The organism is Streptomyces sp. DG2A-72, assembly GCF_030499575.1.
Taxonomy (GTDB): domain Bacteria; phylum Actinomycetota; class Actinomycetes; order Streptomycetales; family Streptomycetaceae; genus Streptomyces.
Genome location: NZ_JASTLC010000001.1, coordinates 2,695,917 through 2,720,701, shown reverse-complemented (window position 1 = coordinate 2,720,701; position 24,785 = coordinate 2,695,917). Strand labels below are relative to the sequence as shown.

The window sequence follows — 24,785 nt, the reverse complement described above, 5'->3', positions numbered from 1 at the left end:
TGCCACTGACAAAAGCCCCTGGCCACAAGGGCTTTCGGTGGTGCTGTGACGCAGGTGGAAGACGGGTTTTCCGGGCACTCGGAGGAGCTACCGTGGGGCCCATGGAGATCTGGATCAACCCCGCCTGCTCGAAGTGCCGCAGCGCCGTGAAACTGCTCGACGACGAGGGCGCCGAATACACCGTCCGCCGCTACCTGGAGGACGTACCGAGCGAGGACGAGATCAAGGCCGTACTTACCCGTCTCGGTCTGGAACCCTGGGACATCACCCGCACCCAGGAGGCCGTCGGCAAGGAGCTGGGCCTCAAGGAGTGGGCGCGGGACGAGACTTCACGCGACCGCTGGATCACGGCACTGGCCGAGCATCCCAAGCTGATCCAGCGGCCGATCATCACGGCGGACGACGGCACGGCGGTCGTCGCCCGCACGGACGACGCCGTACGTGACGCCCTGTCCCGCTAGGCCCGATTTCACCGCCGGATCGTCCCAACTCCGGTGTGACGTAGGTTACTTCAGCTGGCTCCTGTAACTACTGAGTGACATCGTTCGGTATCTCGTACATAGCGACGTACGCTCCCCGACCGCTTCAGGAGGCGCGTATGTCGCGTAGGAGAACTCTGGCGAGCGCCTCGAACGACGCGCAGACCGCCGCCGAATCGGGTGTCTGTCAGGGTCTCGCCACCGCCCTCGGCGACAACGAGCGGTTCATCGCGCAGATCAAGGTGCAGCAGGAGGCGTCGGGCTGTGTCGTTGGGGAGTCGGCTCAGGGCTCCCAGGCGACGCAGCCGGCGCAGAACGGTCAGCAGAACGCGCAACCCTCGCAGACCGCGACCGCACCCGCAGGCAACGCCGGTGGCCGCGCCGCCGCATCCGGCGAGCAGGTGGGCAACGGCTCCACGGTCACCTTGTCCGGCGAGGGCGGTGCCCCGGCCGCGTCCAGCAATCAGTTCCCGGCGGGTACGAGGCTGAAGGTCACCAGCCTGGACAACAACAAGTCCACGACGGTGGAGGTCACTTCGGTCTCCGGCAGCTGTGCGCTGCTGAACAACGCGGCGTTCGAGCAGGTGCGCGAGCCCGGCAAGTTCCCGATCCGCCGGGCCGTGATCGAGAAGGTGGGGTGATGCTCAGGAGCGCAGGAATTCGGTGAGGCGGCGGACCAGTTCGGCGGGTGCCGCCTGCGGCAGCGCGTGATGCGAGACATCGCTCAGCACCTCCGTCTCAGCGCGCGGCAGCACCGCACCCGCCCGCTCCGCCACTTCGTACGTGTCATGGGTCCTGCTGCTCCCGGCCAGGAGCAGCAGGACCGGCATGTCGAGACCCCGCAGCGCGTCCTTCGCCGGACGCGGACCGCTCACCGGCTTCACGGAGGGGAAGCCGGCGGCCGTCTCTTGGAGGCGCAGCCAGTCGGGGTCGAGCGGTACACCCCCGGTCTCCCAGTCCAGGAAGGCGCGCACTCGGCGCGGTGTGGGCCGTAGCAGCATCGGCAGCGCCTTCAGCAGATACGCCGCCTTGAACCCGGCGAAGCAGCCGGTCGGGTCGAGGAGGAACAGACGGCGTACGCGGACCGGCGCGCGCAGAGCGTAGTGCAGGGCGATCCAGGCGCCGTACGAATGGCCGCCGAGGTCGGCCTCCTCGATCCCCAAGCCGTCGAGCAGGGCGTGCAGCCAGGCCTCGAGGTCGTCGACCGTGCGAAGGCGACGGTCGCCGTCCGCCGTACTGCGGCCCGGGGCGCCGATCAGGTCGACGGCGCAGACCCGCCGTGTGCGTGCGAGGTCGACGACCTGGGCGAACCAGGATGCGGAGGTCGCTCCCCCGCCGCCCGGCAGGAGCACGAGCGGGGGAGCGTCACGCGGGCCGCACAGGTTGACGTACGTCATGCCGTACGGCGTCGGCACCGTCACCGCCTCCCGCTCGGCGGGCCACTTGGCGATGACCTTGTCGTACGCCGCCAGGAAGCCGTCCCTGTCGTACGCGGCACTCATGAGACCCCCTATTATCTCGTTTAGCGAGATTATCGTTGAGCGAGATAATAGCCGGAGGGGACGTATGACGGACCAGGGCGGCGAGATGGAGATCGTCCACCTGCTGCGCGCGGTGGCTGTCGAACTCGGGCTGCACAGTGCCCGGTTCGCCCACGGCAACGGCATGCACCCCACCGATGTGCGCGCCCTGATCGCCCTCATGGACGCGTCGCGGGCGGACGAGGAGATGACGGCCGGGCGGCTGGGTGCCGCGCTCGGGCTGAACTCGGCGGGGACGACGGCCCTCATCGACCGGCTGGAGCGGGCCGGCCATGTGCGGCGGGTGCGCGGCCGGGAGGACCGGCGCAAGGTGGTCGTCGAGGTGGACGAGCGGGCGGTCGAGCTCGGGTGGGCCTTCTTCGGACCACTGATCGACCGGGCGGTGGAGCTGCTCCAGGCGTACGACGAGGGGGAACGGGCCGCGATCAAGGGGTTTCTCGGCGCGGTACGGGACGCGGCGGCCGGCGACGAGTGAACCGTCGTGGCACTGCTCAACCCCATCACATACGAGCCCCGCCCGCGGCGCCCTGCCGCGCGCGGGCGCCCTCACACCGTGTGTCGTATCACAGCACTACCAGGTAACACGGGGTTCACATTCGAGCAATGATCGGGAAATCGCCTGTTGACAGGCTCGCGGGCAACAAGAGCGGCGCCCCAGTGCCGCAGCGCCGCAGCACCCGCAAGTGCGCCTAGAGACCCACCCCGAAGGATGTGGCCCGTGAGCTTCAAGGCTGAGTACATCTGGATCGACGGCACCGAGCCGACGGCCAAGCTGCGTTCGAAGACCAAGATCATGGCCGACGACGCCAAGGGTGCCGAGCTGCCGATCTGGGGCTTCGACGGGTCCTCCACGAACCAGGCCGAGGGCCACGCCTCGGACTGCGTGCTCAAGCCGGTCTTCTCCTGCCCGGACCCGATCCGCGGCGGCGACGACATCCTGGTGATGTGCGAGGTCCTGAACATCGACCTCACCCCGCACGCCACGAACACCCGCGCCGCGCTGACCGAGGTCGCCGAGAAGTTCGCCGCCCAGGAGCCGATCTTCGGCATCGAGCAGGAGTACACGTTCTTCAAGGACGGCTACCCGCTCGGCTTCCCGAAGGGCGGCTTCCCGGCCCCGCAGGGCGGCTACTACTGCGGTGTCGGCGCCGACGAGATCTTCGGCCGTGACGTCGTCGAGGCCCACCTCGACAACTGCCTGAAGGCGGGTCTCGCGATCTCCGGCATCAACGCCGAGGTCATGCCCGGCCAGTGGGAGTTCCAGGTCGGCCCGGTCTCCCCGCTGGAGGTCTCCGACCACCTGTGGGTGGCCCGCTGGCTGCTCTACCGCACCGCCGAGGACTTCGGCGTCGCCGCCACCCTCGACCCGAAGCCGGTCAAGGGCGACTGGAACGGCGCCGGCGCGCACACCAACTTCTCCACCAAGGCGATGCGCGAGGGCTACGACGCGATCATCACCGCCTGCGAGTCGCTCGGTGAGGGCTCCAAGCCGCTCGACCACGTCAAGAACTACGGCGCCGGCATCGACGACCGCCTGACCGGTCTGCACGAGACCGCCCCGTGGGACAAGTACTCCTACGGCGTCTCCAACCGCGGTGCCTCCGTGCGTATCCCGTGGCAGGTCGAGAAGGACGGCAAGGGCTACATCGAGGACCGCCGCCCGAACGCCAACGTCGACCCGTACGTGGTGACCCGCCTGATCGTCGACACCTGCTGCTCCGCCCTGGAGAAGGCCGGCCAGGTCTGATCCCCGCCACAGAGCTCCAGGAAGGGGCGCCCGCCGCACGGTGGGCGCCCCTTCGCGTCGTACACCCGTCTCTGCTTCAATGGGCCCATGGCCGGCTTCCAGAAGCACACCGCGACGGGTCGCCATGACCTCGAGCCCTTCTGGCCTTCCCGTCAGCACCACGACTTCGACCGGGTGTGTTGTCGCGCGATGAACGCGCGGGCCCTCTAAAGCCGAACACCCGTCCGGCCTTCGGCCAGCGCGCAGTCGATGTACGTCTCTCCGACGACCTTCTCGCGCGAAAGAGCTGACCTCTCATGGCGAACACTCGTTCTCTGTCCTCCGCCGCCACGCTCGACTCCTCCACCGGTTCCCGGCATCATCTGCGTGCCGTGGACCGGGACGAGGTGATCGACGTCGCGGACCTCCTGCCGCCGGGCGCCACCTGGCTGCCCGCTCCCCAGCACTCCTTGCCCACCCTGCCGGGACAGCCGCCCATGATCGGCTACCTGGTGCTCGTCCCGGCCGACCGGCAGCCGCCGCTGCCGCAGGAGCCCGACGGCGATCAGCTCGTCCGCGTCGACACCGACCGGCGCACCGCCGAGGTGGACGGACGCGAACTCGACCTCACCTACCTGGAGTTTGAGCTGCTCGCCCACCTCGTCGCCCGCCCGAACCGAGTGCACACCCGCGACCAGCTGGTCACCTCCGTCTGGGGGTACGGACACGTCGGCGACGGCCGCACCGTCGACGTCCATATCGCCCGGCTGCGCCGCAAGCTGGGCGCGGAGCACCGTGGGGCGATTCAGACGGTACGGCGGGTCGGGTACAAGTACGTGCCGCCGACCGGGCGTTGATCCTCTGCTGACGGCAGATTCCCGTTCCGTCCCGCGGCCCGGCCCGGCAGAGTCGAGGTCATGAGACTTCTGGTGCTGGGTGGTACGGAGTTCGCGGGGCGGGCCGTCGTGGAGGCGGCGCTCGGTCGGGGCTGGGAGGTGACGGTCTTCCACCGGGGCCGGCACGCACCGCCTCCCGGTGTGCGGTCGCTGCACGGCGACCGCACCGCACCCGGCGGGCTCGCCGCCCTCGCGGAGGGCGAGTGGGACGCCGTCGTCGACACCTGGTCGTCGGCGCCACGTGCCGTACGGGACTCGGCGCGGCTGCTGCGGGGCCGCGCCGGGCGGTATGTGTACGTGTCGAGCTGCTCGGTGTACGCCTGGCCGCCCGCCGCCGGGTACACCGAGGACGCGCCCCTGGTCGAGGGCGCCTCGGCCGAGGCGGAGGCCACCGAGTACGCCCGTGACAAGCGGGGCGGCGAGCTGGCGGCCGTGGCGGGGTTCGGTGCGGACCGGTCGCTGCTCGTGCGCTCGGGGCTGATCCTGGGGCCGTACGAGAACATCGGGCGGCTGCCGTGGTGGCTGACCCGGATGGCGCGGGGCGGTCCCGTCCTGGCGCCCGGTCCGAAGGATCTGCCGCTGCAGTTCATCGACGTCCGCGATCTCGCCGAGTGGATCCTCGGTGCGGTGGAGAGGGAGCTGAGCGGTCCGTACAACCTGATCGGTCCACAGGGTCATACGACGACGGCAGGACTGCTGGAGGCGTGCCTGAGGGCGACCGGAGCGGCGGCCGAGCTGCGCTGGACCGATCCGGACGTCGTCCTCGGCGCGGGCGTCGAGCCGTGGACCCAGCTGCCGGTGTGGGTGCCGCCGGGCAGCGAGCTGCACGCCGCCCTGCACGGCGCCGACGTGTCCCGTGCGCTCGCGACGGGTCTTGTCTGCCGTCCAGTAGCCGAGACGGTCACCGACACCTGGACGTGGCTGAACGGCGTCGGAGGAACAGCCCCTCAGCGCCCGGACCGGCCTCCGGTCGGGCTCGATCCGGAGGTGGAGGCGAAGATCCTCGGCGGCCCATAGGGCCTGTCGTTTGGATCCGCCCGGCATCGCGGGCCCTGGCACGCACATCTGCCGCGTTGTCGTCACTCGCCGACTCCCCTACGCTCGAACCGGCTTCGCTCGGGCGGGTGGACCCCCACGACGGGTTGGATGATGCGGACCGGCGCTGAAACCGAACGGGCTGCGTCATCCCCCGGCCCCCGCATTCCCGCCCTACCCCGCCAACTCCCTCTCCAACGGCGTCCGGAACCGCGGCGTGATCCGCGTCGACCCCACCCACCCGCGCAACCGCTCCGCCTCGGCCACGATCGCGGCCTCCGCCTCGCTGCCGACGCCCTCCCCGTCCAGCACGCGCCACACGATCTCGCCGTCGGCCCGCTGGGCCCACCCCCCGATCACATGGCCGTTCCACCACACCGTCGGGCCCACGTTGCCGCTGCGGTCGAAGAGGGCGGGGCGCAGGTCGGGGGAGAGGTACCAGTCGCGGTACTGCCAGCCCATCGCCGTCGGGTCGAGGGCGGACAGCAGGGCGGCCCAGGGGGCGGGGGGCTCGGTCACGGGGTCGGTGTCACCGGCGGCGACGTAGCCGGTGCCCTCGTCGAGCCGCACCTCTTCCGCGCCGGTCGCCTTGAGGGCCCGGCGCACATCGGTCACCTTCCAGCCGGTCCACCACTTGAGGTCGGCCTCGGTGGCGGGGCCGCAGGCCGTCAGCCAGCGGTCGAGGAGGGCGGCCTGGGCGTCGGCGATGTCCAGTTCGGGATGCGCGGGGGCAGGCGCCCAGCGGAACTGGGACGACGTCCAGGAGCCGAGCGGCCGGCCGCGTACGACCTTGCCCTCCTGGCCCAGCAGGCGCAGCAGCCGTGTCGAGACGGTGTGCAGCCCCTCGTAGCTCTTCCCGGCTCCGTACAGGAACTGCTCTCTCAACCGCGGCTCGTCCTGGGCCAGTTCGGCCGCCGTCGCCTGCCCCCGGCGCTCCAGCACGGCCAGCGTGGCCTCCTCGACCTCCTTGAGCCAGGCCGCGTCCGGCGCCCCGGCCGCCGCCATCTGCTTGAGCAGGTTGGCGCGCTCGCGGGCGGCGACGGTGATGCCCGTGGAGGCGTGCACGACCGCCGTCAGGTCCGTCGGGAACACGAACACGGTGTTGCGCATCCCATGCATACGGACCAGGCTGCCGTCCTCGTACAACGCCCGCTCGGTCTCGGTCACCGTCCGTGCCGCATCCCCGAGCCGCGCGCCCACCGCCAGATGAACCGTCGCCGGATCGGTGCCATGCAGCGCGACCAGTGAGCGGGCGATCTCCTCCGGCGTCGCCGCCCGCGCCGTACCCGCCAGCCGATGCCGCAACCCCACCCGCGCCCGCCGCTCCGCCACGTCGACATACCGCCGCCCGTCACCCATACCGACCTCCACCCGCCGCGTCACATCCGTGAGTGCATCTTCGCGGACGCCACTGACAGTCGGGTCGCCGTCAGCACGGTGTCCACGAACCTCCCCCGGTCGTCCGCGTGTTCGCGGAACCACTGGCCCAGCATGTGATCCGCCTCGGGCAGTTCGAAGCGCGTGAACCGCGCGCGTGTGGTCAGCGCCGTCTGGACCGCCTCCGTCACGGCGGGCGGGATGACCGCGTCCGTGCCGGGCACCGCGAGAACCGCCCGGCCCTCGTACGCCCGAAGCGCGTCCAGCGCGGGGGAGGCGCGCCAGCTGTCCGGCGTACGGATGATCTCGCTGAACCGGCCGTCGCCCTCCCCGAACGGCACGTCCCACGCCTCGGCCGCGTATACGGCGGGTGCGCACAGGCCGAGGGCCACGACCCGTTCGCCGTAGTGCCGGGCGAGGTCGGCCACCGTCTGGCCGCTCATGCTGAACCCGACCAGCACCAGCGGGCCGCACGCGCGCGTGTCGATCACGGACACCGCCTGTTCGAAGCGCCGGCGCAGACTCAACTCCCTCAGCTCGCCGGTGCTTTCGCCGTGTCCCGAGAAGTCGAAGGCGAGGCCTCGGCAGCCGCGGGCGACGAACTCGCCGAGCAGCGGGAGCAGCCGCTCCTTGCTGCCGAGTACGCCCGCGCCGTGCAGCAGAACGACGGTGGCCCGCTCGTCGGGGTCACCGTCGCCGTCACCGCCGTAGACCCCTCTGAGGAGTTCACCGTCGTACTCGTCGACGAAGGGCGAGAAGGAGGAAGGCGAGGAAGGCGAGGAAGGCTCAGTCATGCGCCCATTCATTCATGGGGCACGTCTCCCTCAGGCCTTGGACCCCGCCTTCGAAAAGGAGATGCACGCCGCGTGACCGCTTCCCTACGCTGGACACGCATAGCGGAGCTGCCCACCATCGCTTGCCGCAGGACTGGCACCACCTTGCGGACGTGGGGCTACTCTCTACGCACCGACGGCCGGACGCCCACCCCCAGCGCCCCGTCGGAACACCTCATCACCGCTCACTGATCACCCACGCCCACGGAGGCCCGTCATGGGCACCATCATCCTTTCCGGGACCGCGGTCCTGGTCGTTCTGGGGTTCGGAAACCACCTCTACTGGCTCGCCGCCGTCGCGGTGCTCTTCCTGTACGTGCAGTACGGACGCGGCTCCTCGCCGACCTCCCCCTCGGGTGGGTCCGGCCCAGTGCCGTCCGACTACCGTTCGTATCGCGATCGCCGCGACAAGCAGGCCAAGTGGGAGCGCCGCTACCGCCGCGAGCGCCCCTTCGAGTCGCGCCGCCAGGAGCGCGAGAAGGGCCAGAAGAGCAAGTGAGACCCGGAGTGGTGAGCGCCGCCGGTCACAGACCGGGGGCGCCCCACACCGGGAACCAGCGGCTGAGGTCCTGCTCGATCCGCAGGTCGTCGCCGAGGGCCGCCTTCACCCGCAGTTCCAGCGCGTTGTCGCGCCGCTGCCCCTCACCGGGCAGCGGCGCGAACGGGTAGAAGGTGCCCCGCTTGTAGAGGTAGACCAGCGCCAGCCGTCTGTCCTGCTCGTCCTGGAAGCCGGCGAGTGAGCACAGCAGCTGGGGGCCGAAGCCGTTGACCTCCATCGAGCTGTTCACCGCATGCAGGTCGTTGACCAGGAGCGGCAGCTCGTCGGGGCCGCGGTGGGAGACCAGCCAGGAGTAGCCGTACTTGTCGCGCCGCAACTCCACCGGCGGGCCGTCGCGGTCGGCGTCCGCGTCCAGCAGTGCCTGGACCTCGCGGTGCGTCTGCTCGAAGGCCGCGCCCTCGACCGTGGCGAAGCACACCGCCCCCCGCCCGGTCGGTGTGAAGGAGGCCGCCGCCTGGAGCGTCACCGCCGCCGACGGCAGGGCGAAGAGCTGGTCGAGGTCGGGCGCGGCCGGCTTCGTACGACCGAGCAGGATGTCCAGCAATCCCATGCTCACGCCTTTCCGGGAGCCGCGGCCTCACCCAACTCGGCGGAGATCCGCGCCAGTTGGTCGAGCCGCTGCTCCAGGCTGGGGTGGGTGGAGAAGTACCGGGCGATGCCGGGCTCCTTGCCCAGGGCCGGGGTGAAGTAGAAGGCGTTGAAGGCCTGGGCCGTGCGCAGATCCTTGGTCGGGATCCGGGCGATGTCGCCCGACACCTTGGTCAGCGCGGACGCCAGGGTCGAGGGACGGCCGGTCAGCAGCGCCGCCGCCCGGTCCGCCGCCAGCTCCCGGTACCGGGACAGGGCCCGGATCAGCAGGAAGCTGATCGCGTAGACGGCCGCGGAGACACCCATCACCGCCATGAAGACCACCGCGGTGTTCTGGTCCCGGCGCCCGCCGCCGAAGAGCTGCGAGTAGAACGCGAACCGCACGATCAGCCCGGCGATCACGCCGAGGAACGACGCGATCGTGATCACGGCGACGTCCTTGTGCGCCACATGCGACAGCTCGTGCGCCAGCACACCCTCCAGCTCGGCCGGCTCCAGACGCCGTAGCAGACCGGTGGTCACGCAGATCACCGACTTGTCCGCATTGCGCCCGGTGGCGAACGCGTTCGGCATGTCCATATCGGACACGGCGACCGTCGGCTTGGGCAGATCCGCCAGCGTGCACAGCCGGTCGATCACCGCGTGCAGCTCCGGATACTCCTCGCGTTCCACGACCCGCCCGCGCATCGCGAACAGCGCGATCCGGTCGGAGAACCAGTACTGCGCCCCGAGGAACGCCGCCGCGACCACCACGACCAGCACCCAGGACTTCAGCAGCACGATCAGCGCCGCGACAAAGGCCACGTACAGCAATCCCAGCAGGAAAAGCGTGACCGTCATCCGCGCGGTCAGGCCCCGGTCACTCCGGAATCGGCTCTGCATCTGCATCACCTCGCAGTCAGGCACTCGCCCCACTGCCAGTGTGCACCCGGCCACGCCATGACGCGGTTGTGATCAGTTCTAGGACCTGCAAAGGGAAGCTGTGAGCGTCCTCAGTAGGTCGGCCGGAAGTTCAGGTACCCGAGGAGCACGATGATCGCGGCCACGGAGCCGAGCACGATCGCCGTCGATATCCAGGACGAGTGGCGAGTGCTCCGCATCCGGGGCGAGCGGCGACGGCTGCGCACCGGACCCGGGTCGGCACGGAACGGCACGGGTCCCGGCGGATTCTCCTTCCACCGCGCGGCCAGCATCCGGGCCCGCGCCGAGGGCTCCTTGTGCTCGGCCGAGTCCGCCCATCTCAGGTCGAACTCCCGCTCCCCGTCGTGCCGTTCGGACATCCCCGTTACCTTCCTCGAACAGTCGTACCCCCAACATACGACGGCGCCCCCGCCCTGGGGAACCAGGAACGGGGGCGCCGCCGGAGGCACAGGCGTCGATCACACGTCGAAGTACAGCTCGAACTCGTGCGGGTGCGGACGCAGCTGCAGCGGCGCGATCTCGTTCGTGCGCTTGAAGTCGATCCACGTCTCGATCAGGTCGGAGGTGAACACGTCGCCCTGGAGGAGGAACTCGTGGTCGCGCTCGAGGGAGTCGAGGACGGCCGGGAGGGAGGTCGGGACCTGCGGGACGCCCGCGTGCTCCTCGGGAGCCAGCTCGTACAGGTCCTTGTCGATCGGCTCGGCCGGCTCGATCTTGTTCTTGATGCCGTCCAGGCCCGCGAGGAGCAGGGCCGAGAAGGCGAGGTACGGGTTGCCGGAGGAGTCGGGCGCGCGGAACTCGACGCGCTTGGCCTTCGGGTTGGAGCCCGTGATCGGGATACGCATCGCGGCGGAGCGGTTGCGCTGCGAGTACACCAGGTTGACCGGCGCCTCGAAGCCCGGGACCAGGCGGTGGTACGAGTTCACCGTCGGGTTGGTGAAGGCCAGCAGCGACGGGGCGTGCTTGAGGATGCCGCCGATGTAGTAGCGGGCGGTGTCCGACAGGCCCGCGTAGCCGGCCTCGTCGTAGAAGAGCGGGGAACCGGCCGTCCACAGTGACTGGTGGACATGCATGCCCGAGCCGTTGTCACCGAAGATCGGCTTCGGCATGAAGGTCGCGGTCTTGCCGTTGCGCCAGGCGACGTTCTTCACGATGTACTTGAAGAGCTGGAGGTCGTCGGCCGCGGCGAGCAGCGTGTTGAACTTGTAGTTGATCTCGGCCTGGCCGGCGGTGCCCACCTCGTGGTGCTGGCGCTCGACCTGGAGACCGGCCTTGCCCAGCTCCAGGGAGATCTCGGCACGCAGGTCGGCGAAGTGGTCGACCGGCGGGACCGGGAAGTAGCCGCCCTTGTAGCGGACCTTGTAGCCGCGGTTTTCCTCGATGGCACCGGTGTTCCAGGCGCCGGCCTCGGAGTCGATGTGGTAGAAGGACTCGTTCGCGCTGGTCGCGAAGCGGACGCTGTCGAAGACGTAGAACTCGGCCTCGGGACCGAAGTACGCGGTGTCGGCGATCCCCGTGGACGCGAGGTACGCCTCGGCCTTCTTCGCCACGTTGCGCGGGTCACGGCTGTACTGCTCGCCGGTGATCGGGTCGTGGATGAAGAAGTTGATGTTCAGCGTCTTGTCACGGCGGAAGGCGTCGACCCGGGCGGTCGACAGGTCCGCGCGCAGCGCCATGTCGGACTCGTGGATGGCCTGGAAGCCACGGATCGAGGAGCCGTCGAACGCCAGCTCGTCATCCGGGTCGAACGCATCGACAGGCACCGTGAAGTGCTGCATGACGCCCGGGAGGTCGCAGAAGCGGACGTCGATGAACTTGACGTCCTCGTCCGCGATGAACTTCTTGGCCTCGTCGGCGTTCTGGAACATCCAGCTCCTCCTACTCCCGACCGTCCCGCCGGGGTGGTAGTTCGTTCGTGCTGCCAGTGCGGTGGCACACGCTGACCTCGACCCTAGGGACGCGTGATTTCTCGGGCGTGACCCATTTGTTTCGCACAAGTTAACCGGCCCGGGTTCCACCGTAGCTCGGAAACACCCCGCCGTGCCCTGGTCGGGCAAGGCCGCAGTACCGTGTACGGGTGGACAAGAGGCAAGCAATCGGATCGTGGCTTTCCGGCCCCCGCGCGGCCATGGAAGAGGCTGGTGCCGACTTCGGATACCGGGGGGAGCAGCTCGGTCTCCCGGAGGAGGGGCCCGGCTCGATCGCCCGCCCCGGCCGCCGCCTCGGCGCCCTCGCCGTGGACTGGGCGCTGAGCCTCTTGATCGCATACGGCCTCATCACGGACGGCTACCAGCAGGCGACCGGAAACTGGGCCCTGCTCATCTTCTTCGTCATGAGCGTCCTGACCGTCGGCACGATCGGGTTCACCCCCGGCAAGCGCCTCTTCGGCCTGCGCGTCGTCCACCTGGACACCGGCATGGCCAACCCGGTGCGCGCCCTGCTGCGCTCGGCCCTCCTCTGCGTGGCCATCCCGGCCCTGATCTGGGACCGCGACGGCCGGGGGCTGCACGACCGGCTGGCGCGCACGGTCGAGGTACGGATCTGAGTCACCGCAGCCGCTCCGGTCGTCCTCTGTGACGCCGGTCGGGTGACGGCCGGACCGGCCACGGCCCGGGGTCCCGTCCACGCCGAACCGCGTTCGGAACACTGCCGCCATATCGGCGGAGGTGGTTGGACAATATGTCGTACGACAACATGTCGACGATCGTGGCTCGGGCGTCCCAGGTCGCCGACATCGCGGCCCGGCACACGCAGGAGGCGGAGGCCGCCCGGCGCCTCTCGCCGCAGGTGGTCCACGCGGTGCGGGACGCCGGTTTCGCGCGGCACTTCGTACCGGTGGCACACGGCGGCACGGCCGGCGGTTTCACCGAGCTGACCTCGGCGGTCTTCGTGGTCGGACAGGGCTGTACGTCGGCGGCCTGGGCGGCGTCGCTGGCCGCCTACGCGGGACGGTACGCGGCGTTCCTGCCCGCCGAGGGCCAGGCGGAGATCTGGGCGGACGGTCCGGACGCCCTGGTGGCCGCCGCGCTCATGCCGTCCGGCACGGCGGAGCGCGTGGCCGGCGGCTGGCGGCTCAGCGGTGAGTGGAAGTACATCAGCGGGGTGCACTTCGCCGACTGGGCGCTCGCCTGCGCGGCCGTACCTCAGGAGCGTTCCGCGGACCCCGAGGGGCGGCCCGAAGTGCGGTACTTCGCGGTGCCGAAGACCGACTTCACCATCACCGACAGCTGGTTCTCCGTGGGCATGCGCGGCACCGGCAGCGACACCCTGGTCCTGGCCGACGTCCACGTGCCCGAGCACCGCACCCTGGCACGCTCCGCCGTCCATGCCGGGCGGGCCCCCGCGTCGGACGCGCGCTGCCACATCGTGCCGATGTACGCCGTGAACTCACTGCCGTTCGCCGCCCCGCTGGTCGGCGCGGTGCGGGGCGCGATGCGCGCCTGGGTCGAGCGGACCGCCTCCCGCGTCGACCGGCGGGGCCGGGCCGTCCGTGAGATGCCCTCGACGCAGGTCTCCCTGGCCCGCTCGGCCGCCGAGGTGGACGCCGCGGAACTCCTCGTGCGGCGTACCGCGGCGGTCGCCGACGGTATGGAGAGCCCGCCGGAGGGCGAGGCGGCGGTCCGTGGGGCCCGGGATCTCGCGTTGGCGGTGGAGCTGCTGGTCTCGGCGGTCGGCCGGGTCTTCCGCACCAGCGGGACGTCCGGACAGTCCGCCACCGACCCCGTGCAGCGCTTCTGGCGGGACGTGAACAGCGCCGCCTCCCATGTGGCGCTCTCCTTCGAGTCGACCGGTGCGGCCTACGGCGCCTGGGCGCTGTCCGGCGACGGGCGGACCGAGCCCGTCTGACGCCGTCGTCCGGTTGCTGGGCAGGGGTGGCGGCGTCATAGTCGACCTTGAACGCGGGTGACGATCACATAGCCACTTGAACACGGTCAGTGAGAGTCGTCGCCGAGGCCAACAGGTGGTGCGGCCGCATGACGGAGCAGCAGGACATAGCCATACCGGATGACATGGCCATACCGGATGACGTAGCCCTGGCGGAAGCGCTGGTGGCGCCCGAGGAGTTCCGGGCCGCGATGGCCCGCTTTGCCTCTGGCGTCGTGGTGGTGACCACCCGGTGCCAGGACGGCACCCCGCGCGGATTCACCGCCAGTTCCTTCTGCTCGGTGTCGCTGGAGCCGCCGATGGTCCTGGTGTGCCTGGCGAACTCGGCCGACTCGGCGTGGTCGTTCGCGCGCTGCGACCGTTTCGCGGTGAGCGTGCTGACCCCGGTCCACCAGCCGCTCGCCCTGCGCTTCGCCACCAAGGGCACCGACAAGTTCGCGGCCGGCGGGATGTGGCTCAGCCCCGGCGGACTGCCGACGGTCAGGCAGGCCCTGTCCGAGCTGGACTGCGAGGCACACGCACGTCACCCGGCCGGGGACCATACGGTCCTGATCGGCCGGGTGACGGGTGTACGGCTGGGTGAGGGATCCCCGATGGTCTACTACGACCGGGACTTCAGGACGCTGGCCTGACCCCCTCGGACATCAACGGGCCTTCGGGCCGCCCTTCGGCAGCTTCATGCCCTTCGGCATCGGACCCTTCGGCATCGGCATGTTGCTCATCAGGTCGCCCATGGCGCGCAGCCGGTCGTTGGTGGCCGTCACCTGCGGGCCGGTCAGCACGCGCGGCAGCTTCAGCATGGTGGTGCGCACCTTCTTCAGCTCGACCTGGCCCTCGCCCGTGCCGACGATGATGTCGTGCACCGGCACGTCCGCGACGATGCGGTTCATCTTCTTCTTCTCGGCGGCCAGCAGGCCCTTCACCCGGTTCGGGTTGCCCTCGGCGACCAGCACGATGCCGGCCTTGCCGACGGCCCGGTGCACCACGTCCTGGCTGCGGTTCATCGCCACCGCGGGGGTCGTCGTCCACCCCCGGCCGACGTTGTCCAGCACCGCCGCGGCAGCGCCCGGCTGTCCCTCCATCTGCCCGAAGGCGGCCCGCTCGGCCCGGCGCCCGAACACGATCGCCATCGCGAGGAAGGCGAGCAAGAAGCCCAGGATGCCGAGGTAAATGGGGTGACCGATCAAGAAACCGATCGCGAGGAAGACACCGAGGGTGACGATTCCGACTGCCGCGAGTACAAGACCGATCTTCTTGTCGGCCCTGCGGGTCATCTTGTAGGTCAGAGCGATCTGCTTCAGTCGCCCGGGGTTCGCAGCATCCGCTGCCGTGTCCTTCCTCGCCATGCCACGAAGTCTACGTGGCCCCGGGAGCGCGAACGACGGCAGTGCCCGGAACGAAGGGGGAGGGCTTCAGGGGGTGCCGGGTCAGGAGCGCCCGGCGAGGGCCTGCTCCAGGACGCGCTGCGCCTCGACCCGGTCCTTGGCGCGGCGGCGGTCCTCCAGGACGGAGGTCCAGGCGTTACGACGGGCGGTGCGCTGGCCGCTGCTCATCAGCAGCGACTCGACGGCGCGGAGTGCGTCGGTGACGGACGGGATGGCGGTGGCGCGGACGGGCGCGGCCTGCATGTTGGAGGTCCCCCCTCGGTATGGCAGCGGATGCGGGTGTACGTGGCGTGAGTCGAGCGTCACTGAATGGTGTTACCAGGGCGTGACCGACCGGTCAAACGCCAATGAAACCTTGATGCGAGGGCCAAAAACCCTGACGCGGCCCTGATGTACGCCTCCATCTGCGAGGACGTTCAGAGCCGCGTCGATTCCGCCGCTACCGGCGGGTAGTTTCTTGTGCGCGAATTCACACGCTTGCCGCACACCTTACGGGGCAAGGCAGGTGACGATGTGTCAGACAGCCTGCGACGCGACGTACGCGCCACGCTTCTCGACAGCCATCTGGTACAGCCGCCCGGCGCGGTACGAGGAGCGGACCAGCGGGCCGGACATGACGCCCGAGAAGCCGATCTGCTCGGCCTCGTCCTTCAGCTCCACGAACTCCATCGGCTTGACCCAGCGCTCCACCGGGTGGTGACGGACGCTCGGCCGCAGGTACTGCGTGATCGTGACCAGCTCGCAGCCGGCGTCGTGCAGCTGCCGCAGCGCCTCGCTGACCTCCTCGCGGGTCTCGCCCATGCCGAGGATGAGGTTCGACTTGGTGACCAGGCCGTAGTCGCGGGCGGCGGTGATGACCGCGAGCGAGCGCTCGTAGCGGAAGCCGGGGCGGATGCGCTTGAAGATCCGGGGGACCGTCTCGACGTTGTGCGCGAAGACCTCGGGGCGGGAGGCGAAGACCTGCTCCAGCAGCTCCGGTACGGCGTTGAAGTCCGGGGCGAGCAGCTCGACCTTGGTGCGGCCGGCCTCGCGGGAGGCGGTCTGCTCGTGGATCTGGCGGACCGTCTCGGCGTACAGCCAGGCGCCGCCGTCCTCCAGGTCGTCGCGGGCGACGCCGGTGATGGTGGCGTAGTTGAGGTCCATGGTGACCACGGACTCGCCGACCCGGCGGGGCTCGTCACGGTCGAGGGCCTCGGGCTTGCCGGTGTCGATCTGGCAGAAGTCGCAGCGCCGGGTGCACTGGTCGCCGCCGATGAGGAAGGTGGCCTCGCGGTCCTCCCAGCACTCGTAGATGTTGGGGCAGCCGGCTTCCTGGCAGACCGTGTGCAGGCCCTCGCTCTTCACGAGGCTCTGCATCTTCGTGTACTCGGGGCCCATTTTCGCCCGGGTCTTGATCCACTCGGGCTTGCGCTCGATGGGGGTCTGGCTGTTGCGGACCTCCAGGCGCAGCATCTTGCGTCCGTCCGGTGAGACTGCGGACACGTCGGCTCCCTGTAGCTTCGATTCTTCGGCGTACACCAGCGTACGCCCGTGCATACTCAGCCCTGCTCTGAGGCCAACCTCATCGTCACAGGGCTGATTCCCGGCCTCAGACGGTCGCCTTCTCGATCTCCCGCGGCTTCAGCTCCGCGTTCTCGAGTACGTCCCTCAGGTGCCGTTCCACGACCGGCAGCACCTCCGCGATCGTCACGTCCCGCCCGAGTTCGCTCGCCAGCGAGGCCACGCCCGCGTCCCGGATCCCACAGGGGATGATGCGGTCGAACCACTTGTTGTCCGGGTTCACGTTCAGGGCGAAGCCATGCATCGTCACGCCCTTGGCCACGCGGATGCCGATCGCGGCGATCTTGCGGTCCTCGCGGCGCTGGCCGGCGTTGGAGGGGGCGTACTCGGGGCCGTTGAGACGGGGGTCGAACTCCTCGTCGTGCAGCCGGGGGTCGAAGTCCAGGGACAGTCCGCCAAGGGCAGGGCGCTGCTCGACCGGGTCGCCGAGGACCCACACTCCGCTGCGGCCCTCGACCCGGCTGGTCTCCAGCCCGAACTCCGCACAGGTGCGGATCAGGGCCTCTTCCAGGCGTCGTACATGCGCCACGACGTCCACCGGACGCGGGAGCTTCTGGATGGGGTAGCCCACCAGCTGGCCCGGTCCGTGCCAGGTGATCTTGCCGCCGCGGTCCACGTCGATGACCGGGGTGCCGTCGAGGGGGCGTTCGTCGTCGGCCGTGCGGCGGCCCGCCGTATACACCGGGGGGTGCTCCAGGAGCAGCACGGTGTCGGGGATCTCGTCCGCGAAGCGCGCGGCGTGCACCCGGCGCTGCTCGTCCCACGCCTCCTGGTACTCGACGGCGTCCGCTCCGAATCCCATCCGGACGAACCGCAACCCACTCACGGCAAGCGCCTCCCTCAAAGACGGCTGTGTCAGGCACGTAACGCGCCCACGCCACTGTACGTCCGGTCGATGCCCGTCAGTCCTGAGGGCAATCCTCACACGATCGGATGAATAGGCGGCGAAGTGTGTGATTGCGTGCTTACTCTCCGCTACATTCGCGCCGTTCACAGAGGCCAAAAAGGCTGCTCACCGGCGTTCCGGGCAGCGCAGGGCCTCCGCGAGGCCCGAAAGGCAGGAGACCGTACCGCAGATGACGGAACGACCCGCGCAGCGCACTCCCAACCGACAGCTCGCCGCGCTCATCGCAGAAGCGGGGTTCTCCAACGCGGGTCTCGCCCGTCGAGTGGACCAGCTCGGACTCGAACACGGGCTGGACCTCAGATACGACAAGACATCCGTGACCCGGTGGCTGCGCGGCCAGCAGCCCCGGGGGACGACGCCCGCACTCATCGCCGAGGTGTTCACCCGGCGGCTCGGGCGGCGGCTCACCGCCCAGGATCTCGGCCTCGACGCCTGTGCGCCGGTGTACGCCGGGCTGGAATTCGCCGGCACCCCCGAGGAGGCCGTCGACATCGTCAGCGGGCTGTGGCGCAAGGACTCCGGCAGCCACACCGAACTGCGCAAGATCGCGTTCACCGCGGCCGGGCTCGTCGTGCCCAGCCGGGACTGGCTGATCGGCCGCGCCGACGACAAGGTGGCCCGCGGCGAGCAGCCCGCCCGGGTGCCCGCGCAGGGCCGCCCGGTGCTGCCCCGCCAGCGCGGCCAGGCCGATCGCGGCCCCGGCCAGCGGGTCACCGGCGGTGACATCGCAGCCCTCCGCTCGGTCGGTGAGCTGTTCCGCACCCTGGACGACATGTACGGCGGCGGCCACGCCCGGCAGGCCCTCGTGCGCTATCTGGAGCACGAGTGCGAACCGATGCTGCGCGGCACATACGGCGAGCAGACCGGCCGCCGACTGTTCGCTGCCGCCGCCGATCTGACCCGGCTCGCGGGCTGGACGTCGTACGACATCGCCGCGCACGGGCTCGCCCAGCGGTATTTCGTGCAGGCGCTGCGACTGGCGCAGGCGGCGGCGGACCGGGCGTACGGCTCGTTCGTGCTGGTCACCATGAGCCGGCAGGCCGTGTATCTCGGGCACGGGCGGGAGGCCGTTCAGCTGGCGCGGGTGGCGCAGCAGGGGGTCGGGACGACCGCGCCGCCCGTCGTGCAGGCGCTGCTGCACGCGGTCGAGGCGCGTGGGCATGGGGTGCTCGGCGAAGTGCGGGCTTGCACGGCGTCGCTGGTGCGGGCCGAACGGGCGCTGGAGGCGGCTCGGCCCGGCGATGAGGTTCCGCACTGGGCGCGGTTCTTCGACGAGGCGCAGCTCGCCGATGAGTTCGGGCACTGCCATCGGGATCTGCAGCAGTTTCGTGCGGCGGCTCAGCATGCGGAGCGGTCGTTGCAGTTGCGTGCGCCGTCGTATGCGCGCAGTCGGTTGTTCTGTCGGGTGGTGCTGGCGTCTGCGCGGCTTGGGCTGGGGGAGCTTGATCAGGCGTGCACGTTGGGGGCGGAGGCGGCGGGGGCCGCGGCGGAGATGCGGTCGGTGCGGGCGGTGGAGTATGTGCGGGACTTTGAGCGGCGGTTGGAGCCGTATAAGGATGCGGCGCCGGTTCGGGGGTATCGGGACAAGGTCGCTGCGCTGGGGTAGGGGGTATCGCCGTAGGGCTGGCTGTTGAGTGCCTGGTGCGGCGCCGTCGTGGTTGATCGCGCAGTTCCCCGCGCCCCTGACGGGGCGCTTTCAGGCGGCCTGTGTTGTTGGGTGTGGGTCCGCCTGGTGCATTGAGCCTGTCGCGCCCAGGTCCGTCAGGATTGCTGCCGATGCCCTGCGGCCTGAGTGCAGGGCGCCCTGGACTGTGCTTGTGTCTCGGTGGTCGCCGCATACGTACAGGCCTGCCAGGAGGCGTACGGGGCGGCGTAGGTCGTGGGGTGGGCTCATTGCGGGGACGGCCTCGGCTGTGTGGTGGACGGCGAGGATTTCCCAGCGGGTGGTGGGGGTGCCGTAGAGGCGGGAGAGGTGCATGCGTACGGCTGTGTCGGCTTCCGGTGGGGGTGGGCCGAGGATCGTCGAGGAGATCAGGGCGCGGCCTGCGGGGGCCCGGGTGGGGTCGACCTCGCTGACCACCGCCGTGTGGGCCACCGGGCCGCCGCGGTCGGCGTCGAGGAGGAGGGAGGGGCCGGTCCCCGGTGGCTCGTCCGTGGTGTGGTGGACCACCGTGACCGGGTGGAAGCCGGGGACGCGCAGGCCGGGCAGCAGGTCGGCGGCGGTGCGGGCGTCGGTGGCCACCAGGACGGCCCGGCAGGGGAACTCGCCGTGCTCGGCGGTCGTCACCGAGGTCGTGGCGACCGACGTGACCCGCACGCCGGTGTGCACGGTGCCTGGCGGCAGCGTCCGGGCCAGCAGTTCCGGCAGCATCTCGGCGCCGCCCTCCGGTACGCACAGCCGTCCGCTTGCGAAGGCGCGCAGGGCGAGGTCCGCGCAGCGGCTGGAGGTGGTCAGCTCCGGGTCGTAGAGCAGGGCGGCGAGCAGCGGGCGCAGGAAGCCGTCGATCGTGCGCGCGGGGAGGCCTCGGGCGGCGAGGGCCTCGCCGGCCGGCAACTCGGGGCGGGACAGCAGCCGTTCGACGGGCGTGCCCGCGAGCCGGGCGAGCGAGGCGGCGAGGCGGGCCTGGTCGACGGCGGTGCCGAGGGGGGCGCCGGTCCGGGGGCGCGGGGCGGCCGTACGGCTGCGGGGGGTGCCCGGCGGTGCGCTGCGGCCCAGGGGCGCGGACGTCGGCAAGGGGCCACCGGCCAGAGCGCGCACGGAGTTCGGCAAGGGGGCGCTTGCGAGGGCGCGCACAGCGTGGAGTGCGCTCCTTGCGCCCCCTCCGTTCGCCGGGGCGCCCGCGCGGTGGCGCACTCCGCCGCTGTGCAGCAGGACACCCGGCGCGAACGGGCGCAGGACGAGTGCGTCGAGCCCCGGGGTGAGGCCGAGTTCTGGATACGACGTGGACAGCAGCTGTCCGACGCGGTCGAGCCGGAATCCGTCGACCTTCTCGGTCGACATCCGGCCGCCGACGTAAGGGGCGGCCTCCAGGACCGCGGTCGTTACTCCTGCGCTGGTCAGCCGATGAGCCGCCGAGAGGCCGGCGACCCCGGCTCCCACGATGACGACGTCCGCCTGGTACGCGGGCTCAAGCACGTGCCCCTCCTCGAGGTTGCGCGGCCGGTGGAGACGTCATGCCCCCAACAGACTCCGGGGATACCCGAGTACGGCTTGAGGTTAGGGCGCTGATCGGCCAAATGAAGTCGCGCATCGACCGGGCACGGTCGCACAACGGTCGCATACGACCGGCAAGGGGCCGTAGGCCTTACAGCGCGGCCCGGATCGCTCCCTCGATGTCCGGGAACGCGAACGTGAAGCCTGATTCCAGCAGCCGGGTCGGCCGCACCCGGGCGCTGCCCAGCACATCCCCGGCCATCTCGCCGAGCACGGTCCGCAGCACGGGCGCGGGCACCGTGAACAGGGTCGGCCGGTGCAGCACGCGTCCCATCGCCGCGGTGATCTCACGGTTCGTCAGCGGCTCCGGGGCGGTCACGTCGAACGGCCCGGACAGCCCGTCGGTGTCGATGAGATGGCGGATCGCGGCCACCTCGTCGTGCAGCGAGACGAACGACCAGTACTGCCGTCCGTCGCCCATCCGCCCGCCGAGCCCGGCCTTGAAGAGCGGGAACAGCTTGGCCCAGGCTCCGCCCTCGCGGGCCACCACAAGTCCCGTGCGCGGGAACACCGTTCGTACGCCCGCCTGCTGCGCGGGGGCCGCGGCGCCCTCCCACTCCACGCACAGCTCGGGCAGGAAACCCTCGCCGTGCGGGGCGCTCTCGTCGACCGGGCGGTCGCCCGTCTCGCCGTAGAAGCCGATCGCGCTGCCGTTGACGAAGACCCGCGGCGGATCGTCCAGGGAGGCGATGGCCTCCGCAAGCGCCGAGGTGCCGAGGACCCGGCTGCGGCGGATCTTCGTCTTGTACGCGTCCGTCCAGCGCCGGCTGCCGACTCCGGCGCCCGCGAGGTTGACCACGGCGTCGCACCCGGCGAGCCCGGCCGCGTCCACCCGCCGTGTCTCGGGGTCCCAGCGGACCTCGTCCTTCGCCCGGGGCGCGCGGCGCACCAGGCGTACCACCTCGTGTCCGTCCGCGGTCAGGGACCGCACCAGGGCACTGCCGATCAGACCGGACGCACCGGCCACCGCGATTCGCGAACGCTCCATGGGCTCCAGCATGACCGCAGGGGTGCGACAAAGCGCGGACGGGGCCATGGGCAGAGCCGGATCGGGGTGCCGTCATAGGGTGGCCGCCATGCCTGTCCCGTACATACGCCACGCGACCCTCGACGACGAAGAGACGCTCGGCCGCCTCGACCGGGACACCTGGTCGACGCGGCACGCCGTCCAGCCGCGCCCCCAGCCGCCGTACGAGCCCTTCTACAACGACCGGTTCGGGCCGCGCGACCATCTCGTCGCCGAGCTCGACGGGGCTGTCGTCGGCTATATCCGGCTGGGGTTCCCGACGCCGCTCGCGTGCAACTCCCACGTCCGCCAGATCCAAGGGCTCGTGGTCGCGGAGGAGGCACGCGGCGCCGGAGTCGCGCGGGCGCTGCTGCGGGCCGCGCAGGACGAGGCACGACGGCAGGGGGCACGCCGCATCACCCTGCGCGTCCTGGGCCACAACACCGCGGCCCGCAAGCTCTACGAGTCGGAGGGCTTCGCGGTGGAGGGCGTGCTGCCGGAGGAGTTCTTCCTGGACGGCGAGTACGTGGACGACGTGTGCATGGGGCGCAGCCTGAGGTAGCCCTGTCGGCAGCGCCCCGTCAGGGGCGCGGGGAACTGCGCGACCAGCCACGACGGACCCGCAGACGAGCGACGGCCAATCGCGGCACTACCCGCAGAGCGCTTCGCTACGTCGTGACCAGCTCGCCCGTGTCCACCGGTGCCGTCGCGTCCGCCGCGCGCCGGGCGTCCCCCGCGACCTCGTCGGCGGTGAGGACGTAGCCCGTCTGCGCGTCCGAGGTGGAGCGGGCGAAGACGACGCCGTACACCCGGCCGTCGGTGGTCAGCAGCGGGCCGCCGGAGTTGCCGGGGCGGACCGTCGAGCGGACCGAGTAGATCTCACGGGTCACCGTGTCGTCGTTGTAGATGTTCTGGCCGGTCGCCTGAACGCGGTTGGCGACGGTCGCCGCCTGGAGGTTGAGGTCGCCGCCCTCCGGATAGCCCGCGACCACCGCCGCGTCGCCGCGCGCGGCCTCGTCGTCGAACCGCAGGACGGGGGCGCGCAGATCGGGCACGTACAGCACGGCCACGTCCTTGTCCGGATCGAAGAGCACGACGCGCGACTCGTACGACCGCCCGACCCCGCCGACCCGGACGCTCGGGTCGTCGATGCCGGCCACGACATGCGCGTTGGTCATCACATGCTCGTCCGCGTAGACGAACCCGCTGCCCTCGCGGCCCTGGGTACCGGCGACGCCCTCGATCTTCACGGTGCTGAGCTTGGCGGCGTTGGTGGCGCTGGCGGTGACGCTGTCGCCGGAGGGCTCGGCGACCTGGGCCGTCGACTCGCTCTCGAACGGGTTGAAGACCTGCGGGAAGCCCGCCTCGGTCAGCGCGGACGTGGCCCGGGAGAACCAGGCCGGGGTCGTTTCGGGCATGGTGTCCTGCACCGCCCCGAGCAGCCGGGAGTCCCGGATCGCGGTGGTGACCAGCGGGGACGAGGACGCGCCCAGGACGCTGGCGGCCACCCACGCCACGATCAGTACGGCCACCGAGTTCGCCACGGCGCCGCCCACTCCGTCGGCCACCCGCAGCGGCCCCTGGTCCAGCTCCCGCCGCAGCCGCAGGGCGAGGCGGCCCGCCAGTTCATGGCCCACCACCGCGGGCACCAGCACCGTGAGCACGGCGGTCACCGTCGCCGCCGTCGTACCCGGCGGCGCCAGGTCCACCATCCACGGCAGGATCCAGACGCCGATCACCGCACCGCCGACGAAGCCGGCCAGTGAGACACAGCCGGCCACCAGTCCGCGCCGGTAGCCGGACGCCGCGTAGGCCAGGATCAGCAGCAACAGCAGGATGTCGAGCAGGTCCACCAGGCCGCCTTTCTCTCGGACCCCCTAATACGCGGAAGAGGAGCCCAGTGATCAGCCACGCGCGCGTGGCATCCGGAACCAGCCACGCGTGCGTGTACCCGTAAAAACGTCCCGGACCATGACGTTGGTTCCACCAGGTGGCACAGCACACATCGCGGGCGGAACGGATCCGGCCGACAGTGGGGTCATGCGTGTCTTCCGAAGGGCGCGAGGGTCGCGAAGACGCCGTGCCGTACGAACACCGCACATCGCCGTCCCCATACCGGCTGCCGTCCGGGTGCTGCTCGGCTGTCTGCCCGGGCTGGCCGCGGTCGCCGCGCTGGCGCTGTGCGCGAGTGGGGTGGAGCGGACCGGCGCCGCGTCCGCACGGCCGGTCGCGGCCCGGTCCGCCGTCACGCCGTACTCCGCGGCGAAGCCGCACATCGTGCCGAGGTCGGCCTGGCTGGACGGCAGCGCGCGGCGCACTCAGCCGCCGCCGCGCTACGACCCCAAGGTCGTCGCCGTCTTCGTCCACCACACGGACTCGCCCAACGGCTACGCCTGCGCCGACGCGCCCCGCATCATCCGCCACCTGTACGCGGGCCAGACCGGCTCCCGCCGATGGGACGACATCGGCTACAACTTCCTCGTCGACCGCTGCGGCACGATATACGAGGGCCGCGCGGGCGGCGTCGACCGCCCGGTCACCGGCGCCCACACCCAGGGCTTCAACCACGGCACCACCGGCATCGCCGCCCTCGGCACCTTCACGGCGGGCGTGTCCGTGCCGCAAGTCATGACCGACGCGATCGCCCGCCTCGCCGCCTGGAAACTGGGCCTGTCCGGAATCGACCCCCGCGCGAACGTGCCCCTGGTCTCCAGCAACGGCCTGAGCCGGTACGCGGCCGGAACGACCGCCCGGCTCCCCGCCCTCGCGGGCCACAAGGACGGCTTCATGACGAACTGTCCGGGCGCCGCCCTCAGCGCCCTGCTCCCGCAGATCAGGCAGACGGCGGCCTCCTTGCAGGGCAGATGAATGGC

At 70.8% G+C, this 24,785-nt stretch carries 27 protein-coding genes; 13 read left to right on the top strand and 14 right to left on the bottom strand.

Annotated features, from left to right (window positions below):
- Positions 1–101 precede the first annotated feature (101 nt).
- Complete coding sequence (locus QQY66_RS13030) at positions 102–461, top strand: arsenate reductase family protein (protein ID WP_301979424.1); 360 nt, start codon at positions 102–104, stop codon at positions 459–461.
- 137 nt (positions 462–598) lie between these two features.
- Positions 599–1,120 carry a hypothetical protein gene (locus tag QQY66_RS13025; protein ID WP_301979423.1) on the top strand — a complete coding sequence of 174 codons (522 nt, stop codon included), beginning with the start codon at positions 599–601 and terminating at the stop codon, positions 1,118–1,120.
- A gap of 3 nt (positions 1,121–1,123) precedes the next feature.
- On the opposite strand, the gene QQY66_RS13020 is transcribed toward QQY66_RS13025, so the two are convergent.
- The gene (locus QQY66_RS13020) at positions 1,124–1,981 is read right to left on the bottom strand and encodes an alpha/beta fold hydrolase (protein WP_301979422.1); all 858 of its coding nucleotides are present in this window, start codon (positions 1,979–1,981) and stop codon (positions 1,124–1,126) included.
- A gap of 64 nt (positions 1,982–2,045) precedes the next feature.
- Between QQY66_RS13020 and QQY66_RS13015 the strand changes: the two genes are divergently transcribed.
- From QQY66_RS13015 to QQY66_RS13000, 4 genes are all read left to right on the top strand, one after another.
- Positions 2,046–2,495 (top strand): MarR family winged helix-turn-helix transcriptional regulator, encoded by a 450-nt coding sequence (locus tag QQY66_RS13015; RefSeq protein WP_301979420.1) that lies wholly within the window; start codon positions 2,046–2,048, stop codon positions 2,493–2,495.
- 243 nt (positions 2,496–2,738) lie between these two features.
- Positions 2,739–3,767, top strand: a complete 1,029-nt coding sequence (gene glnII, locus QQY66_RS13010; RefSeq protein ID WP_301979418.1) for a glutamine synthetase — start codon at positions 2,739–2,741, stop codon at positions 3,765–3,767.
- A gap of 296 nt (positions 3,768–4,063) precedes the next feature.
- Positions 4,064–4,603 (top strand): winged helix-turn-helix domain-containing protein, encoded by a 540-nt coding sequence (locus tag QQY66_RS13005; RefSeq protein ID WP_301979416.1) that lies wholly within the window; start codon positions 4,064–4,066, stop codon positions 4,601–4,603.
- 60 nt (positions 4,604–4,663) lie between these two features.
- Complete coding sequence (locus QQY66_RS13000) at positions 4,664–5,659, top strand: SDR family oxidoreductase (protein WP_301979415.1); 996 nt, start codon at positions 4,664–4,666, stop codon at positions 5,657–5,659.
- Positions 5,660–5,851: 192 nt separating this feature from the next.
- Here QQY66_RS13000 and QQY66_RS12995 read toward each other — a convergent pair whose 3' ends face one another.
- On the bottom strand, positions 5,852–7,036 hold the full coding sequence (locus QQY66_RS12995) for a winged helix DNA-binding domain-containing protein (protein ID WP_301979414.1): 1,185 nt from the start codon (positions 7,034–7,036) through the stop codon (positions 5,852–5,854).
- A gap of 20 nt (positions 7,037–7,056) precedes the next feature.
- Complete coding sequence (locus QQY66_RS12990) at positions 7,057–7,848, bottom strand: alpha/beta fold hydrolase (RefSeq protein WP_301979413.1); 792 nt, start codon at positions 7,846–7,848, stop codon at positions 7,057–7,059.
- 256 nt (positions 7,849–8,104) lie between these two features.
- Here QQY66_RS12990 and QQY66_RS12985 point away from each other — a divergent pair, with 256 nt between their 5' ends.
- Complete coding sequence (locus tag QQY66_RS12985; protein ID WP_301979412.1) at positions 8,105–8,386, top strand: hypothetical protein; 282 nt, start codon at positions 8,105–8,107, stop codon at positions 8,384–8,386.
- 25 nt (positions 8,387–8,411) lie between these two features.
- On the opposite strand, the gene QQY66_RS12980 is transcribed toward QQY66_RS12985, so the two are convergent.
- The 4 genes from QQY66_RS12980 to glnA form a co-directional block, all read right to left on the bottom strand.
- The gene (locus QQY66_RS12980; protein WP_301979410.1) at positions 8,412–8,996 is read right to left on the bottom strand and encodes a hypothetical protein; all 585 of its coding nucleotides are present in this window, start codon (positions 8,994–8,996) and stop codon (positions 8,412–8,414) included.
- Between the two features lie 2 nt (positions 8,997–8,998).
- A complete protein-coding gene (htpX, locus tag QQY66_RS12975) occupies positions 8,999–9,916 on the bottom strand; it encodes a zinc metalloprotease HtpX (RefSeq protein WP_301979409.1) in 918 nt (305 codons plus the stop codon).
- A gap of 110 nt (positions 9,917–10,026) precedes the next feature.
- The gene (locus tag QQY66_RS12970; RefSeq protein ID WP_301979408.1) at positions 10,027–10,314 is read right to left on the bottom strand and encodes a hypothetical protein; all 288 of its coding nucleotides are present in this window, start codon (positions 10,312–10,314) and stop codon (positions 10,027–10,029) included.
- A 99-nt stretch (positions 10,315–10,413) separates the two neighbouring features.
- Positions 10,414–11,823 (bottom strand): type I glutamate--ammonia ligase, encoded by a 1,410-nt coding sequence (gene glnA, locus QQY66_RS12965; RefSeq protein ID WP_301979407.1) that lies wholly within the window; start codon positions 11,821–11,823, stop codon positions 10,414–10,416.
- Between the two features lie 209 nt (positions 11,824–12,032).
- On the opposite strand from glnA, the gene QQY66_RS12960 reads away from it, so the two are divergent.
- The 3 genes from QQY66_RS12960 to QQY66_RS12950 all read left to right on the top strand — a co-directional run bounded on the left by QQY66_RS12960 (position 12,033) and on the right by QQY66_RS12950 (position 14,472).
- A complete protein-coding gene (locus QQY66_RS12960; protein WP_301979405.1) occupies positions 12,033–12,500 on the top strand; it encodes an RDD family protein in 468 nt (155 codons plus the stop codon).
- A gap of 134 nt (positions 12,501–12,634) precedes the next feature.
- Complete coding sequence (locus tag QQY66_RS12955; RefSeq protein ID WP_301979403.1) at positions 12,635–13,801, top strand: acyl-CoA dehydrogenase family protein; 1,167 nt, start codon at positions 12,635–12,637, stop codon at positions 13,799–13,801.
- 164 nt (positions 13,802–13,965) lie between these two features.
- Positions 13,966–14,472, top strand: coding sequence for a flavin reductase family protein (locus QQY66_RS12950; protein WP_301987286.1), 507 nt, complete (start codon positions 13,966–13,968; stop codon positions 14,470–14,472).
- Positions 14,473–14,484: 12 nt separating this feature from the next.
- Here the strand turns inward: QQY66_RS12950 and QQY66_RS12945 are convergent, their stop codons facing one another.
- The 4 genes from QQY66_RS12945 to lipB form a co-directional block, all read right to left on the bottom strand.
- Positions 14,485–15,186 carry a DUF4191 domain-containing protein gene (locus QQY66_RS12945; protein ID WP_301979401.1) on the bottom strand — a complete coding sequence of 234 codons (702 nt, stop codon included), beginning with the start codon at positions 15,184–15,186 and terminating at the stop codon, positions 14,485–14,487.
- Between the two features lie 81 nt (positions 15,187–15,267).
- Positions 15,268–15,468: a hypothetical protein gene (locus tag QQY66_RS12940; RefSeq protein WP_210576234.1), complete on the bottom strand. Its 201-nt coding sequence runs from the start codon at positions 15,466–15,468 to the stop codon at positions 15,268–15,270.
- Positions 15,469–15,741: 273 nt separating this feature from the next.
- The gene (gene lipA / locus QQY66_RS12935; protein ID WP_301979398.1) at positions 15,742–16,707 is read right to left on the bottom strand and encodes a lipoyl synthase; all 966 of its coding nucleotides are present in this window, start codon (positions 16,705–16,707) and stop codon (positions 15,742–15,744) included.
- A gap of 106 nt (positions 16,708–16,813) precedes the next feature.
- On the bottom strand, positions 16,814–17,611 hold the full coding sequence (gene lipB, locus QQY66_RS12930; protein ID WP_301979397.1) for a lipoyl(octanoyl) transferase LipB: 798 nt from the start codon (positions 17,609–17,611) through the stop codon (positions 16,814–16,816).
- A 250-nt stretch (positions 17,612–17,861) separates the two neighbouring features.
- Between lipB and QQY66_RS12925 the strand changes: the two genes are divergently transcribed.
- Positions 17,862–19,298, top strand: coding sequence for a regulator (locus tag QQY66_RS12925; RefSeq protein ID WP_301979396.1), 1,437 nt, complete (start codon positions 17,862–17,864; stop codon positions 19,296–19,298).
- Positions 19,299–19,388: 90 nt separating this feature from the next.
- On the opposite strand, the gene QQY66_RS12920 is transcribed toward QQY66_RS12925, so the two are convergent.
- Entirely contained in the window at positions 19,389–20,828 is a 1,440-nt protein-coding gene (locus QQY66_RS12920; RefSeq protein ID WP_301979394.1) for an NAD(P)/FAD-dependent oxidoreductase, read from the bottom strand.
- 169 nt (positions 20,829–20,997) lie between these two features.
- A complete protein-coding gene (locus QQY66_RS12915) occupies positions 20,998–21,894 on the bottom strand; it encodes a TIGR01777 family oxidoreductase (protein ID WP_301979392.1) in 897 nt (298 codons plus the stop codon).
- An 88-nt stretch (positions 21,895–21,982) separates the two neighbouring features.
- Here QQY66_RS12915 and QQY66_RS12910 point away from each other — a divergent pair, with 88 nt between their 5' ends.
- Positions 21,983–22,474: a GNAT family N-acetyltransferase gene (locus tag QQY66_RS12910; protein WP_301979390.1), complete on the top strand. Its 492-nt coding sequence runs from the start codon at positions 21,983–21,985 to the stop codon at positions 22,472–22,474.
- A 106-nt stretch (positions 22,475–22,580) separates the two neighbouring features.
- On the opposite strand, the gene QQY66_RS12905 is transcribed toward QQY66_RS12910, so the two are convergent.
- Positions 22,581–23,765: a MarP family serine protease gene (locus tag QQY66_RS12905; RefSeq protein WP_301979389.1), complete on the bottom strand. Its 1,185-nt coding sequence runs from the start codon at positions 23,763–23,765 to the stop codon at positions 22,581–22,583.
- Between the two features lie 88 nt (positions 23,766–23,853).
- On the opposite strand from QQY66_RS12905, the gene QQY66_RS12900 reads away from it, so the two are divergent.
- Positions 23,854–24,780, top strand: coding sequence for a peptidoglycan recognition protein (locus tag QQY66_RS12900; protein ID WP_301979387.1), 927 nt, complete (start codon positions 23,854–23,856; stop codon positions 24,778–24,780).
- The last annotated feature ends 5 nt before the right edge of the window (positions 24,781–24,785 follow it).